The organism is Agarivorans sp. Alg241-V36, assembly GCF_900537085.1.
Classification (GTDB): Bacteria; Pseudomonadota; Gammaproteobacteria; order Enterobacterales; family Celerinatantimonadaceae; genus Agarivorans.
This window is the reverse complement of the sequence record NZ_UNRE01000005.1, coordinates 50,598-64,378: the sequence shown is the minus strand read 5'-3', so window position 1 is coordinate 64,378 and position 13,781 is coordinate 50,598. Positions and strand designations below refer to the sequence as shown.

The 13,781-nt window shown below is 45.9% G+C and carries 11 protein-coding genes; 5 read left to right on the top strand and 6 right to left on the bottom strand.

All coding sequences use genetic code 11. The annotated features are described in order from the left end of the window. Positions 1-10: 10 nt before the first annotated feature. From G6R11_RS12320 to G6R11_RS12305, 4 genes are all read right to left on the bottom strand, one after another. Positions 11-523 carry a hypothetical protein gene (locus tag G6R11_RS12320; protein ID WP_163133382.1) on the bottom strand — a complete coding sequence of 171 codons (513 nt, stop codon included), beginning with the start codon at positions 521-523 and terminating at the stop codon, positions 11-13. Positions 524-793: 270 nt separating this feature from the next. Further along, complete coding sequence (locus G6R11_RS12315; protein ID WP_163133381.1) at positions 794-2,617, bottom strand: diguanylate cyclase domain-containing protein; 1,824 nt, start codon at positions 2,615-2,617, stop codon at positions 794-796. A 9-nt stretch (positions 2,618-2,626) separates the two neighbouring features. Further along, complete coding sequence (locus tag G6R11_RS12310; protein WP_240352462.1) at positions 2,627-3,652, bottom strand: ABC transporter substrate-binding protein; 1,026 nt, start codon at positions 3,650-3,652, stop codon at positions 2,627-2,629. 162 nt (positions 3,653-3,814) lie between these two features. After that, entirely contained in the window at positions 3,815-4,984 is a 1,170-nt protein-coding gene (locus G6R11_RS12305) for a multidrug effflux MFS transporter (protein ID WP_240352461.1), read from the bottom strand. Between the two features lie 94 nt (positions 4,985-5,078). Between G6R11_RS12305 and G6R11_RS12300 the strand changes: the two genes are divergently transcribed. Continuing rightward, positions 5,079-6,017 (top strand): LysR family transcriptional regulator, encoded by a 939-nt coding sequence (locus tag G6R11_RS12300; protein WP_163133379.1) that lies wholly within the window; start codon positions 5,079-5,081, stop codon positions 6,015-6,017. Positions 6,018-6,044: 27 nt separating this feature from the next. Here G6R11_RS12300 and G6R11_RS12295 read toward each other — a convergent pair whose 3' ends face one another. Then, a complete protein-coding gene (locus G6R11_RS12295) occupies positions 6,045-7,238 on the bottom strand; it encodes a potassium/proton antiporter (RefSeq protein ID WP_163133378.1) in 1,194 nt (397 codons plus the stop codon). Positions 7,239-7,385: 147 nt separating this feature from the next. Between G6R11_RS12295 and G6R11_RS12290 the strand changes: the two genes are divergently transcribed. From G6R11_RS12290 to G6R11_RS12275, 4 genes are all read left to right on the top strand, one after another. Continuing rightward, complete coding sequence (locus tag G6R11_RS12290) at positions 7,386-9,350, top strand: bifunctional 2',3'-cyclic-nucleotide 2'-phosphodiesterase/3'-nucleotidase (RefSeq protein ID WP_163133377.1); 1,965 nt, start codon at positions 7,386-7,388, stop codon at positions 9,348-9,350. 192 nt (positions 9,351-9,542) lie between these two features. Next, positions 9,543-10,790 carry a methyl-accepting chemotaxis protein gene (locus G6R11_RS12285; protein ID WP_163133376.1) on the top strand — a complete coding sequence of 416 codons (1,248 nt, stop codon included), beginning with the start codon at positions 9,543-9,545 and terminating at the stop codon, positions 10,788-10,790. A 187-nt stretch (positions 10,791-10,977) separates the two neighbouring features. Then, entirely contained in the window at positions 10,978-12,411 is a 1,434-nt protein-coding gene (locus tag G6R11_RS12280; protein ID WP_163133375.1) for an MBL fold metallo-hydrolase RNA specificity domain-containing protein, read from the top strand. 88 nt (positions 12,412-12,499) lie between these two features. Further along, positions 12,500-12,742 (top strand): hypothetical protein, encoded by a 243-nt coding sequence (locus G6R11_RS12275; protein WP_163133374.1) that lies wholly within the window; start codon positions 12,500-12,502, stop codon positions 12,740-12,742. A gap of 206 nt (positions 12,743-12,948) precedes the next feature. On the opposite strand, the gene G6R11_RS12270 is transcribed toward G6R11_RS12275, so the two are convergent. After that, positions 12,949-13,578: a hemolysin III family protein gene (locus tag G6R11_RS12270; RefSeq protein ID WP_163133373.1), complete on the bottom strand. Its 630-nt coding sequence runs from the start codon at positions 13,576-13,578 to the stop codon at positions 12,949-12,951. Between the last annotated feature and the right edge of the window lie 203 nt (positions 13,579-13,781).

Here is a 13,781-nt window from a genome sequence, read left to right as displayed (position 1 = left end):
GTTTGAAGATTCAGTAATGGCGCTCTTCGCCTACTTGTTCTGGGTGTTGCTCAGCACTGGGCGGTAGCGCAGTTAGATAGGCATAATCAATTTTATCTTGTTCTTCTTTGGCGCGACGTCGCTGCACTTGATAGCGCTGCAAACGCTTCACTTTTCTACTTTGCGGATTGGTCCATGCAACATATACCAACAAACCTAAGCTCATCATACTTGCTGCACTAAACAAAGCAGCAATAGATGACTCCACCAAACTAGTAGCAAAAATCATATTTAGAATATGCACTACCGCAATACCGGTAAGCAACAAGCGGCCATGCAAGCTGTCATGTAACAGTGAATAACTGGCTAACAAACTAAGAAAAAGTAGCACTAGGGCAAATTCAAAACGTAAAGGAAAGATCCAAACTCGCTGGATAATGTGGGCATCGGAAAATCCACCACTAAAGGCAGTGGCTAAAAATGCCAATAATGCACAGGCAATATAAGCGCTCATCGCCAGTTTAAGCATTTTGGTATGGCTCATGTTCAAGTCCTCAATCCTTGTTAGCCATGTTTATATTATAAAACATAATTACCGAATTACTGACAAATGAAAAATTAACAATGTCGCTGGCGCAAATTATCTGGCTATTCTGTGAGCTCACCAGCGAATACCGCTAGCAGCGCTGCGGGGCAAAATGGCAAAGTGCCACACCGCTTAATACAACAAAGCCTAACGACTTGGCCAATCCACTGCTTAAGGCTAATAACTAAGTAGGCATATCAAAGGTCTGACTTTTGAACTGAAACAAATTCAAACATCAATATCCAAAACCGCTCGATTACGCCCCTGGTGTTTAGCCTTGTACAGGCATGTATCGGCAAGCTCTAAGAGCTTGGTGGGTTCAATAACATCATCAGGTTCAACCAAAATACCGCCGATGCTAATAGTAAGCACCGAACTTACTTGTGAGTCAGCATGTTCAATTTGCAGTTTGGCTACTTCTTTAACCACTTGCTCTGCCATTTTGGGTAACTCCAATTTATTTGCGTCAGACACCAAAATAGCAAACTCTTCACCGCCTACCCGCGCCACACAATCTTCACTTCGCTTTACCACTTCGGTCAGCGCTTTAGCCACTAGCTTCAAGGCTTCATCGCCTTGTACGTGCCCATAGTGGTCGTTATAAGCTTTGAAATAATCAATGTCGGCCATCAGCACTGCCAACTGAGCTTTATGGCGTCGCGCACTGGTCACCGCTCGGTTCAACTCTCGTTTAAAAGGGCGACGATTAACTAAACCGGTTAACTCATCGGTTTCGGCTAATACTTGTAAACGCTCGTTCACCTGCAGTAGTTCGTTTTGCAGGCGATTCATCGCTTGGTCGTTTTTTTCATTGATCAGCAAGCCACTAATGGCAGCGGCAAATTGGCTAAGCAATATCACTTGATAGTCGTCCCAAATCGCGCAATAACTTAAGCTTACACAGTTAAGTAAACCAAAGGCCTTATTGCCATCACTTAAAGGGATCCCCACAAAAGACTTAATGCCATATTGGGTAAGCAACTGATACTCCGCGGGAGCATGCCGTTTAAGCTTGTTTACATCACTGACCACAATAGGCGCTACGCTCACCAAGCGCCGCTTTAGCTCATTAAGTTGGCTCAAATCCACCGGTTCAATCGGTGCCAGGTGACCAGGAATACTCCATACGTCTCGATATATGGCTTGCTGGCGTTCAAATTCGAGCACCACTACTCTCTCTACCGGAAATAGACTACCAATAGCTGAAGTGGCGCGCTGCAATAAGGCTTTTGAGTTACTGGAGCTTTGGTTAAGAAAAGACAAGGAAATTTCTGATAACAGCTGATTGGCTTCGGTTTGCCAGTTAAGCACTGCGGTGCGCTGCTCAACGGTTTCTTCCAGCACTTGGCGATGCTGGTGCAGTTGCTGTTCTGCTTCTAAACGCGCATCTAAGCCACGTCGCAAACGCTGCTGCAACTGCTGCATAGAACTGGCCACTAAGCCTATTTCATCATTGCGTTTAAGTAGTTTGCTGGGCAGCTGAACGACCTGCTGCTCTTCGGTAAATATCTGGTCTGCCGCCTCTGCTAAGCGGCGTAAATCACCGGTGACAATGCGCCCTACCAACAACAAAATAATCAGGCTCATTAAAAAGGTTTTTAAGCCATTGGTTAGCAATATCACCAAGGCTTGCGCTTTAATATCTTGCTTAATTAGCGATAAATCTAAGCCAACGGTAAGTTTACCCAGCGCTGTGCCTTGATGATTCAAGGTGTAAACATAAAACTTTTGGCTAAGGTCTACCTCTCCAATGCTAAGCGCCATACCTTCATCGGTAGAAAAATTCACCGAAGACACATACTGCTGCTGCACAAAACCTTGTAATAAATCATCTAACAATTGGTAGTCAATTTCCCATACTGCTCGCTCTATGGCGCTTAGGTTAGCCTGGTTATATTCATCAACCCACTGCTCGGCATTTTTCACCGCACCAGAAAAGTTAAACGCCAGTTGCACCGCAACCGATAACAGGGCGAACACCGTACTAGCACTAACAATGAGTATGACTAAACGTTTAGCTATGGGGGTGCGCAGTTTAAATGCTCCTTTCATCGGCATAAGCTACTGGGCAATTTGAAAACTAAGAGGATCACCGCCTTCAAGCAACATATTTTCAAACCTCACTTGGTCCCATTGTTTATTTTTCACTTTCTCAAAGGCTTCTGTTTCAGGTTGCAACATCAAAAACAAAGGCGCATTGACTTTACTGGGTATTGTTTGCCCTTGAAGGTGTCGATGAATCAAACTCAAGCCCCAACCTGCAGCAGTAAAGTGGCCACCAGCCAGAGCGCTAATTTCACCTTGCTCGCGCAACCATAAGGCTTGTTGTGAGGTGTTCACTGTGCCAACAATCACATCCTTACCTGGCTGTTTGCCTTGTTCTTTTATCGCCTTAATGCTGCCAAAAGCCATGTGATCATTGGCTGTCCAAAGATATTTCAAATCAGGATAACGCTTTAGCAATACCTTGGTTTGTTGATAGCTGCGTTGTTCATCCCATTGACCATAAATAACTTGTTTAAGCTCGATACCCGCTTGATGCTGGAAAAAATCCACGGCTCCAGCAGCCCGCTCTACCGAAGCTGGAGTTACCTTGTCTCCCGAGATAACTACTGCTTCTCCGCTTGTTTCCTCGGCATTTAAATACATGCTTTGAGCAGTGTGATAACCCGCCCAAAGATTATTCGGCACAATGCACGACAACAGGTATTGCTGCCAATGAGGATTATTTTGGCGCAACTGTTGTTCGGTGGGGCTTACATCGTTAAGTAAAACCAATACATAAACATCATGCCCCTCTAGTAGACTAAGCATGCGAGGTAAGGCTTGTTTCTCATTCACTAACATTAGGTAGTCGGGCAGTTGCTGATTGTTGATCATCCACTCAATGTGCTTAATCATCGAATAGTGATTGCGCTCGCCATGAAAAGTTCGGTAATCAAGGGCTAAACGCTTAGCGGCAGCGTTAGCAAATAAATCTACGTCTTGCCAAAAACTTTCCTCAGCTTTGCCTGGGTTTATAAACACTACCGAGGCCTTTCCCCAAGCTAAAGGGCAAACAAACAGAACAAGCAGTAAGATCTTCACGTAATGACTACCAGCGCGGCTTTAACTTTACTTACTTAAAACTATAAACCACCGGCCAGATTTAGCCCGCCCGCATAGCCAAAAAATCCGTTTAAGCAGAAATAAAAGCAAAAAAGCGCCAACTAGGCGCTTTTTTGCAAATACTACAGCTAATTCAAGTAGCTAATTATTAGTCTCGAGCTTTAAACCACCTTTGCAAATGGCCACGGTCATGGCAGCAAACGGCAAGGCCATTAACAGTGCGAGTTGCTCTATATTAGCTAAACCACTTACACCTAGTATCCCAACTAAACTGGCCGAGCCGGTCATTTGAACAAAACCCAATAAGGCAGAAGCGGTGCCCGCTTTATCGCCAAATGGCGCTAAGGCACTGCCGGTGCCAACCGCAATTAGCAAGCAAAAACCAATGCTAGAAACAAACACCGGAGCCATAAATGCTAGCGGATGCAAAACTTGCTGGCCAAGCACTAAAGCAATAGCCGCGCCTGCCATCAAACTTGCGCCAAGCCATAAACCTGCACCTTGCCCTATTCGCTTAATCACCTGAGGGGCCAAAAACGCTGCCACTATGTTAATCGCAGCGTTGCAGCCAAACCACAGAGCGTAGTCAGCGCTAGATAGCTGCATATCCACCATTAAACGGCTAGGAGATTGCGAAACATAGCCAATAATCATCGCCATACCCAGCATTACTAACAGCGAATAAAAACGAAAGCTAGCCACTGTAATGACCGAGTAGTAACGGCTAAAGGAATATAAGCGCCCAGTAAAAACGTTAGTTTGGGGTTTGGTTTCTTTTAAACCAAGCAACAGTGCCAAAAACACCACCAGAGCAAAAGCCACCATAAACCAAAAGTTTGCCGCCCATGACCACCAATGAGTAAGCATGCCGCCTAACAAAGGTGCTAAAGCGGGTACGATGCAAATCACCCCGTTTAAGTAGCTAAATATGTTTTTTGAGCGCTCGGCGCCAAACACATCACGCACTCCAGCAAATGCCGCCACCGACAAGCAACTCGCTGCCAGGCCTTGGGCTAAACGGGCCAACATTAACAGCTCGTAGGTACTGGCTATTGCTGCCAAGGCTGAGCTTGCCAAATATAACAGCGCTCCTACCAAAGCGACGGGTCTGCGGCCATAGCGGTCGGCCAGTGGGCCCACCAACAATTGGCCAATACCAAAAGAAAACAGAAACACCGGAATTGCCTGAGCAATCCAAGCAACTGGCACCTCAAAAGCACCGGCCATTTGCGGAATAGCGGGTAAGAAAATATCAATGGCTAAGGGTGAGAACAGCACCATTAACATAAATAGCGGTAAAGGCTTCGACATAACACGCTCCAAAAATGAGAGCGGCATTGTAAGCCCTGCACTTTATGAATCATAATGATAGTTTAGATTCGCACATAGTCCTCATAGGAATATCATGTCTCAGCAATACGATCTTAATCTACTGCGAGTTTTACTCACCTTGCTTGAAGAACGCAGTGTATCTAAAGCTGCAGAAAAACTATTCCTCACCCAATCGGCGGTGAGCAAGCAATTAGCCAAATTGCGCCAACAACTTAATGACCCTTTATTTATTCGCCATGCCAATGGCTTGAGTCCAACCCCAAGAGTGCGCAACTTAGAACCTAAATTGCGTCAGTGGCTACAAAGTGCCAACGAGATGATAGAAGCAGAAGGCTTTGAGCCAGCGCTTAGCCAACGTAGCTTTCGTTGTTGCCTTAATGAAACCTGTTTTGCCACCCTGTTGCCGCGCTTTTTTGGCAAACTCATGCAACAAGCACCCGGCTTAAAATTAGATACTCACAGGCTAGAACCCGGCAGCATGGAAGGCTTGCAAAAAGGCGAATTTGATTTAGCTATCGTCGCTCGCGATAACGACGAGCGCGCGCCTAGTCATTATCAAGTTAAGCAAGTGCCGCCTCAAATTCATAGCTTTGAGCTACTTAGAGATGACCATGTTTGTTTAGTTAGAAAAGACCACCCAGTATTAAGCCAGCAATGGGGTTTAGACTGCTACATGCAGCAAGCTCACTTAAATTGTGAATGTGAAGTGGGCGACCGTTGGTTATTGCACTCGGTACTTGCAGAGCAAGGGCTGCATATTGAAAACAGCACCCTTACTGCAGATTTTTTTGCTGCGGCCTTACTTTGCCAATCTAGCGACTTGGTGTTTACCTGCACGCGTAGTTTTGCCCAGCAAGTGGTAAAGACTCACCAACTAGAGTTGCTGCCTTTACCCATTTACATGGCGCCGTTTAGCTACTTATTGGCTTGGCCACAACACTTAGAAAACGACCCGGCACACAGTTGGCTGCGAGCGCTGATTATCGAGCATTGTCATCAGGCCAAGCCTTAAATCTAGCCAATTTTAAGCTCAGCCTAGCTAAGCTTCATCTTGATTAAGCTTAAGTTTTTTCGCCAAAGGTTCGATAGCAGCACCTTGAATAAACACTGAGTAAAGCACCACAAAAAACACCATGTGCATCATCTCTAACGCGCCTTCTACGCCAGCCGCCGCAGGAATTAAGGCAAATACAATGGGAGTAGCCCCTTTTAAGCCAATCGATGAAATGAACAAACGCTTCTTCCAAGTGGCTTGGCGAAATGGCAGATAACACAGCTGCACTGCCAGAGGCCTAGCCACCAGCATCAAAATAGCGCTTGGTACTAAGGCAACCCATAGTACATCTAGCAATTGCTGCGGGAAGATTTGCAGCCCTAGTATAATAAACATCACCGCTTGAGCTAACCACGACAGGCTATTAAAAAAGTGTTTATTCACTTCTTTACCGCGCTTCAAGCCATTGCCAATTACCACGCCGCCCACATAACAGGCTATTAGCACGTTGCCGCCCGCTAACTCACTGCCATAAGTGGCCAAGATAAAACAAGCCAATACAAACACAGGAATTAAGCCGTATTCTTGCAGGCTAATCTTACTAAGCGCCAGTACACATACTTTGCCCACAATAAAGCCAATCGCTAATCCGCCAACAACTTGAATCGCCAAGGTTTGGCTAATCTCCAAAGCCGATACGCCGCTGTCTGGTGACAAAGATAAAGCCGTAAGAATCACCACCATAATTAGCGCTACAGGGTCATTTGTAGCCGATTCAAACTCCAACACCGTATCGGTACTTTCTTTTAGTTTGAGCTTTTTTGATTCTAAAATGGAGAATACCGCAGCGGCATCGGTAGACGACACTACAGCAGCAAACAGCAAGCAATAAACAAAGTCGTAATCAAATATCAGGTAAAAAATAGCGGCAAAAATAAACGAGGTGAACACCACCCCCAGCGAAGACAAAATCCCACCTTCTTTGTAGGCCACCTTAATACTTTGCAAAGGCGTATTAATACCGCCCACAAATACAATGATGTTTAAGGCAAAAGAGCCCACCAGCGAGGTAACCGCCAGATTATCGTAAACAAAATTAAACTCGCCATTACCAATGGATAAACCCACCCCCATAAAAATAAGCAACGAAGGAATACCTAAGGTGCGCGAAGGGTGATGTAATAAGATGCCAATAGCTATAAGACTAGCAAGGCCAAGTAAAATCCACTGATAGGGCATAGCGTCTCCGAATTTTTTAGCTATTTTATCATAGCTAAGACCATCGTTTATTATTGAAAAACGTGTTTATTTTGCTATTGAGAGTGCCGCCTTGCACCGCTCTGCTATGGTTTACTTTATTGCTTACTGTTTCCGTGCGGAGCCACCATGAAAAGTTTAAAAATACTACTTTGCACCAGCTTATGTTTAGCGGCCTATAGCCACGCTCACGACTCTACAATAAAGCTCAGAATCATCGAAACCACCGATATTCACGCCAACATCATGGACTTTGACTATTACAAGGATAAACCCTCAGCCAAAATAGGTTTAGTGCGTACCGCCACTCTGGTAAAACAAGCCCAAGCTGAAGTAGAGAATAGTGTCTTAGTCGATAACGGTGACCTTATTCAAGGCAGCCCAATGGGCGACTATATTGCTGACCGAGGTTTGTCGGGGCAACAGGTTCACCCGGTTTATCAGGCGATGAATAGCCTCGATTACGATGTTGGCAACATTGGCAATCACGAGTTTAATTATGGCTTAGACTTTTTAGACAAAGCCATAGCTGGCGCCACTTTCCCTTACATCAATGCCAACGTAATTCGTAGCGACAACCAACAAAACTACTTTAGCCCCTATCTAATCAAAAACTACAGCTTTAAAGATACCGCAGGCCAAAGCCAAAACCTTAAGATTGGCTACATTGGCTTTGTTCCCCCACAAATTATGATTTGGGATAAAGCCAACTTAGAAGGCAAGGTAAGCGCACAAGACATCAAACAAAGTGCTGAGCTTTGGGTGCCAAAAATGAAGGCAGAAGGTGCCGATATTATTGTTGCCATTCCCCACTCAGGCCTCTCGACCGACCCTTACAAGGTAATGGCCGAGAACTCAGTTTACTATCTATCAGAAGTCGCTGGTATTGATGCCATCGCCTTTGGTCATGCGCATACAGTATTCCCTGGTAAAGGCTTTGATAACTTGCCTGGCATAAATAACCAAAGCGGCACCATTAATGGGGTAGCTGCGGTAATGCCAGGGCGTTGGGGCAGCCATGTAGGCATTATCGACTTAGAACTTTCACATACCGAAAACGGCTGGACGGTGAATAACAGCCAGTCCACCAACCGCCCTATCTTTGACAACGCCAATAAAAAATCTCTCGCCGAGGCTGATTCAGCCATGGTAGCCGCTGTAGTGGAAGATCACCAAGCCACCCGTGATTTTGTCAATCAACCCTTAGGTAAATCCAGTGATGTGATGTACAGCTTTTTAGCCTTGGTACAAGACGACCCCACCATTCAAATTGTTAACCTAGCGCAGGCCGACTACGTAAAAACCTTGATTCAAGGTGACCCCGACTTAGCCGAATTGCCAGTGTTATCGGCTGCCGCACCTTTTAAAGCCGGTGGGCGTAAAAACGATCCGAGCAACTATACCGAAGTGGAAGCAGGCGAACTCACCTTTAGAAACGCCGCCGATTTGTATTTATACCCCAATACGCTAGTGGTGCTAAAAGTCACCGGTGCAGAAGTGAAAGACTGGCTCGAGTGCTCGGCAGGTCAGTTCAACCGCATCGACCCAAACCAAGCCAAGCCGCAAGCCCTAATCAACTGGGAGCAATTTAGAACCTATAACTTTGATGTGATTGACGGCGTTACTTACCAAATTGACGTAAGCCAGGCCGCCCGTTTTGACGCTGACTGCAAAGCAGCAGATTTAAGTTCTGAACGGATTAAACAGCTGCAATACGCTGGCAAAGCTATCGACCCCAAGCAGCAGTTTTTAATCGCTACCAATAACTATCGCGCCTACAGTGGTGGCTTTGCTGGCACCGGCGAAGACAACGTGGTGATTCAAGCGCCCGACGAAAATCGCAGTGTATTAGCCAACTACATTAAGCGAGTGAGTAAAGAGAAAGGACAAATTAGCCCTAGTGCCGACAATAACTGGCGCTTTAGCCCGCTAGAGTCGAAAACCAAAGCGAAGCTAAACATTTTCTTTGAAACTTCGCCCAGCGATAAAGCTGCTGCATTTATTGCCGAAAAGGCGATTTATCCAATGCAAAAGCTTTCTTTAGATGATGTTGGCTTTGCCCTTTATCAAATAGATCTTCAAAGCCAACCCTAAAGATAAGCACTGCTGTTTTACTCCGCTGCAGCCTAGACAGCAGCGGAGTACCAATTTTTAAGGCCACTAGTCCCTAGCAAAATGCGATGAAAGTAAAAAATTTACTTGTTGTTCAATAATATGTGAGGAAAGTTGAGCGCCAAATTCAAAAGTATGAGATTGTAGCGGCAGACGGGTTCATGGAGGACAATAATGGCAACGCTGTCGTTTAAATTAAAACTACTTATTAGCATCACCCTATTATTTATATGCGTACTGGTTAGTATGCTGCTGTTTGGCGGTGTATCGCTAAGTGCCGAACAAGCTGCCGCTGCCAGCCAACTAAGTGCAAGCGAGCTACAAGCATTGTTTGCTCAAACCGCAGCCGATGCTAGAGGCAAAATGATCCTTAGCTCAGCAGTGGTTGCCGTGGTTGCACTATTTATTGTGTCGCAACTGGTGCAAGGCTTCTTAGAGCCTTTAAGCCAAATTACCCGCCGCATTGGTTATCTAGCTGGTAATGACGGCGACCTCACCATGAAACTGGATGTGCAAAAGCATCAAGAGCTAGTGGCAATGGCCACCCAATTTAATGCCTTTACCGAAAAACTACGGGTAATGGTCAATCAGCTGCAACAGCAATCTAATCAGCTAACCGATGGTTCAAAAACCTTAGCTAAAAATGCTGAATCGGCCGGTGAAGCTAGCCGCTTACAACGCAGCGATACCGACAACGTAGCCGCCGCGGTGAACGAGATGTCATCCACTGCCAGTGATGTTGCAGAACTTGCTAATGGCACCGCTAATAGCGCTCAACAAGCCGAGCAACAGCTCAACCAAACCCAGCAAGAATTCCAAAGCTCTGTAGAACAGATTCGTGATATTTCTGGCAATATGGAAGGCATTAGTGAGCGAATCACTAAAGTGGCCGGCCGTAGCCAAGACATTAACAGCATCCTAGAAACCATTCGTGGTATTGCCGAGCAAACCAACTTACTAGCACTTAACGCCGCGATTGAAGCAGCGCGTGCCGGTGAACAAGGTCGAGGCTTTGCAGTAGTAGCAGACGAAGTGCGAAACCTAGCCGGTAGAACCCAAAGCTCTACCGAAGAAATCAATCAATTGATTCAAGCGCTGCAAAGTGACGTAAATGCCACAGTAGATTTAATTACCACCAGCCGTGAGCAAGTGAATAGCACAGCGGTAGATACCGAAGCCAGCTATGAGCAATTGCATAAAGTGGTAGAAAGCATTTCAGTAATTAACGATAACGCCGCCCAAGTAGCCACCGCTGCCCATCAACAAAGCCACGTGAGCGAAGACATCAATCGCAATATTAACGGCATTGGCGAAGCAGCTGGCGTGCAAAATAGTTTGGCTCACGATATCGAGAGCATTAGCGCCGAGCTATCGCAAGTGGCCCAGTCACTTGATACTCAGCTATCAACACTCAAAGCCTAACTCTAAGCTTGAACTCGTCAAAGGCTGCCATGGCAGCCTTTTTTATTGCCTTCACTACTTAACGACTCCAACTCAAACTTATCCTATTTATTTAAAGGCTTTAAGCACTCCGTTAACTACGCCACAAATTCACATCAGCTGCTGAACTACACTTTGTTTAGGCATTGTTTTAAAAGGGGCTGATAGCATGACCATGACCCTACAGTTTCTTGGTGCAGCGGAAGAAGTCACCGGCTCTTGTCACTTGCTTACGGTAAACGATAAACAGGTGCTACTTGATTGCGGACTGATTCAAGGCAGCAAAGCCGATGCAATGCGCAACTACCACGCATTTAATTTTGATCCCTCACAAATTGACGCAGTTATTCTTAGTCACGCCCATATCGACCACTCTGGCAGAATACCGCAGCTGGTGAAATCTGGTTTTACCGGTCCTATTTATACTCATAAGGCCTCGGCAGAACTGTGCGCCATTATGCTAAAAGATGCCGCCATGCTGCAGCAGCGCGACACTGAGCGACTCAACAAAAAGCGCCTAAAAAGAGGCCTTGAACCGCTGCAAGCCTTGTTTGATGAGCAAGACGTAGAACAAACCGTGCAGCAGTTTATACCTTTAAATTATGGCGAAAGCGTTCAAGTACTTCCGCAATTAAACCTGCGGCTCTCCGACGCCGGGCATATTCTGGGTTCGGCCATCGTTGAGTTATGGATAAATGAAATAGGCACCCGCAAGAAAATCGTCTTTAGTGGAGATTTAGGCCGTGAAGGCATGCCCATTTTAGATGACCCTGAAATAATCCACGAAGCCGACTTGGTGTTAATGGAAAGCACCTACGGCAACCGCTTGCACCGCAGTTGGCAGCAAACTATCGACGAACTAGAACAAATATTTGCCGCTGCCATTAGTGGCAGCCAAGGGAACATTTTGTTACCGGCATTTTCGGTAGGCCGCGCCCAAGAACTGCTCTACTTATTTCACCTCTACGCCAAGCAATGGGATCTTTCGCGCTGGAGAATTTGTTTAGACAGCCCCATGGCTATCGAAGCCACCAAGGTATATATCAACAATTACCCGGTGATGGATGACGATTTTAAGCGCTTTACTCAACAGCACCCCGGTGAACACCCACTGCTCTCAGGTGTTGAGTTTATTCAAAGCACTGAACAATCTATGGAGCTAAACGAAATAAACCAAGGCTTAATAATTATCGCTGGTAGTGGCATGTGTAATGGCGGGCGGATCCGCTGCCACCTAGAACACAACCTATGGCGTCCTGAATGTGATGTCATCATTTGTGGCTACCAAGCCATTAGCACCCCAGGGCGAATGCTAGTAGATGGCGCAGACTACCTCACCATTCGCGGCAAACCGGTAAAAGTCGCTGCCAAATTACACACCGTTGGCGGGCTATCTGCCCACGCCGACCAAGCGGAATTAATTCATTGGTATCAACAATTCAAGCACTCTCCTCCATTGGTACTGGTGCATGGCGAGCAACAAGTACAACAAGATCTGCTGGCGGCAATTAAAGCCTCGTTAAGCCAACCAGCAGCAATGCTTGCCGCCAAACAAGGCGATAAATTGGATTTAAGCGCTTTGCCAGAGCTGGTGTGGCTATAAGCGGCTAACAGTAAAATAGCCTAAGCGTTTGACCACTGCATAGTTAGCTGATAGAAGAGTAAGTAACTTATCGTTGTTTGGCACCATCATGAAACTTTCTATTTTTCTGCTGCCTTTGGCTTTTGCCAGTGGCTTGTTACAGGCCCAAGAGGCCATCGATCCAGATTCACTGCTTGGCGTATGGGGAACCTCACAAGATCAAGGTGAATCTGTTTGGGGCTACGATCATTACCATGCCGATGGCACCGTTAAAAGCTGGGGAACGTTCCCTGATAGTATTGCTGATTTTAGGGTTGATGGCCGCTATCAGATTTCTGGTGATTTAGGGTAAACCATCTGCATCACCATTAGCCGCACCTCACACCCAGAGATTTTGCCAGTTGGCAGCCAATGGTGCGACCAAATCATTTCTATTAACGAAGATGAATTTGTCTACCAAGATCCCGAAGGGGAACAACACCTGTTATATAGACAAAAGGTCGGGGAAGCTTACTACTAAACAAGTAATGCTAGGCCAGTGCAGCCAAGCGAGCGGCTTTAAACAACATAGCCATAAACGGTAGCAAAATGACAGGCACAGCCCGCCACTACAAAAACATGCCAAATAGCATGGGTGTATGGTTTGTGCTTAGCCACATAGAACAGCGCACCCACGCTAAATAGCACCCCACCAGCGACCAAAAACCATAAACCTTCACCGGCAATATGCTGGTACATCGGGTAAGCCAAGGCCAGCGACAACCAGCCCATCGCCAAATAAGTACTCAGCGACACCTTAGGGAAACGGGTGCCCGTAAGCAATTTAAAGCCCACACCAAAGGCCGCTAGCGTCCAAATAACAATCATCGAAATCAGCGATAACCAACCGTCAAAAGACACCAGCAATATTGGTGTGTAAGTCCCAGCTATCAACAAGTAAATGGCAGAATGGTCAAACAGTTTTAAGCCGGTCTTCCAAGCGCTATGGCTCACTGCGTGGTAGAGCGAAGAAGCTAAGAACAATAACACTAAAGACCCGCCATAAATGCTCACGGCAACAACTTCGGTTAAGCCATCGGCTTTAGTTAATAACATCACCAAACCCACCACCGCGATGACCAAACCAATCAGGTGAGAAATTACATTGAGTAATTCTTCTTTTGCGCTGTAGTACTTTGCCGGCTGCATGTTGTTACCTAAATTTAACAAGTCGCAGACTAGCTTATTATTTCAGCGTACACTTGTACACTGAAATTTTGTGATGGTTTTCTTTCAAGTCATTTGGCTTTAAGCAAGCCAGTGCTTATATAACTTAAACCAAGCAAACTAAGCCTAGGAAAGTCTTTAGTTTTTAGCACTGCCAAAGCCAATTTACGACACTAGCAAAAGTG

What these genes read in the sequence shown, in the direction of transcription:
- G6R11_RS12295 (WP_163133378.1), bottom strand. Translation starts at nt 7,238, where the DNA reads ATGCCCTATCAGTGGATTTTACTTGGCCTTGCTAGTCTTATAGCTATT.
- G6R11_RS12305 (WP_240352461.1), bottom strand. Translation starts at nt 4,984, where the DNA reads ATGTCGAAGCCTTTACCGCTATTTATGTTAATGGTGCTGTTCTCACCC.
- G6R11_RS12285 (WP_163133376.1), top strand. Translation starts at nt 9,543, where the DNA reads ATGGCAACGCTGTCGTTTAAATTAAAACTACTTATTAGCATCACCCTA.
- G6R11_RS12280 (WP_163133375.1), top strand. Translation starts at nt 10,978, where the DNA reads ATGACCATGACCCTACAGTTTCTTGGTGCAGCGGAAGAAGTCACCGGC.
- G6R11_RS12290 (WP_163133377.1), top strand. Translation starts at nt 7,386, where the DNA reads ATGAAAAGTTTAAAAATACTACTTTGCACCAGCTTATGTTTAGCGGCC.
- G6R11_RS12275 (WP_163133374.1), top strand. Translation starts at nt 12,500, where the DNA reads ATGAAACTTTCTATTTTTCTGCTGCCTTTGGCTTTTGCCAGTGGCTTG.
- G6R11_RS12300 (WP_163133379.1), top strand. Translation starts at nt 5,079, where the DNA reads ATGTCTCAGCAATACGATCTTAATCTACTGCGAGTTTTACTCACCTTG.
- G6R11_RS12270 (WP_163133373.1), bottom strand. Translation starts at nt 13,578, where the DNA reads ATGCAGCCGGCAAAGTACTACAGCGCAAAAGAAGAATTACTCAATGTA.
- G6R11_RS12315 (WP_163133381.1), bottom strand. Translation starts at nt 2,617, where the DNA reads ATGAAAGGAGCATTTAAACTGCGCACCCCCATAGCTAAACGTTTAGTC.
- G6R11_RS12320 (WP_163133382.1), bottom strand. Translation starts at nt 523, where the DNA reads ATGAGCCATACCAAAATGCTTAAACTGGCGATGAGCGCTTATATTGCC.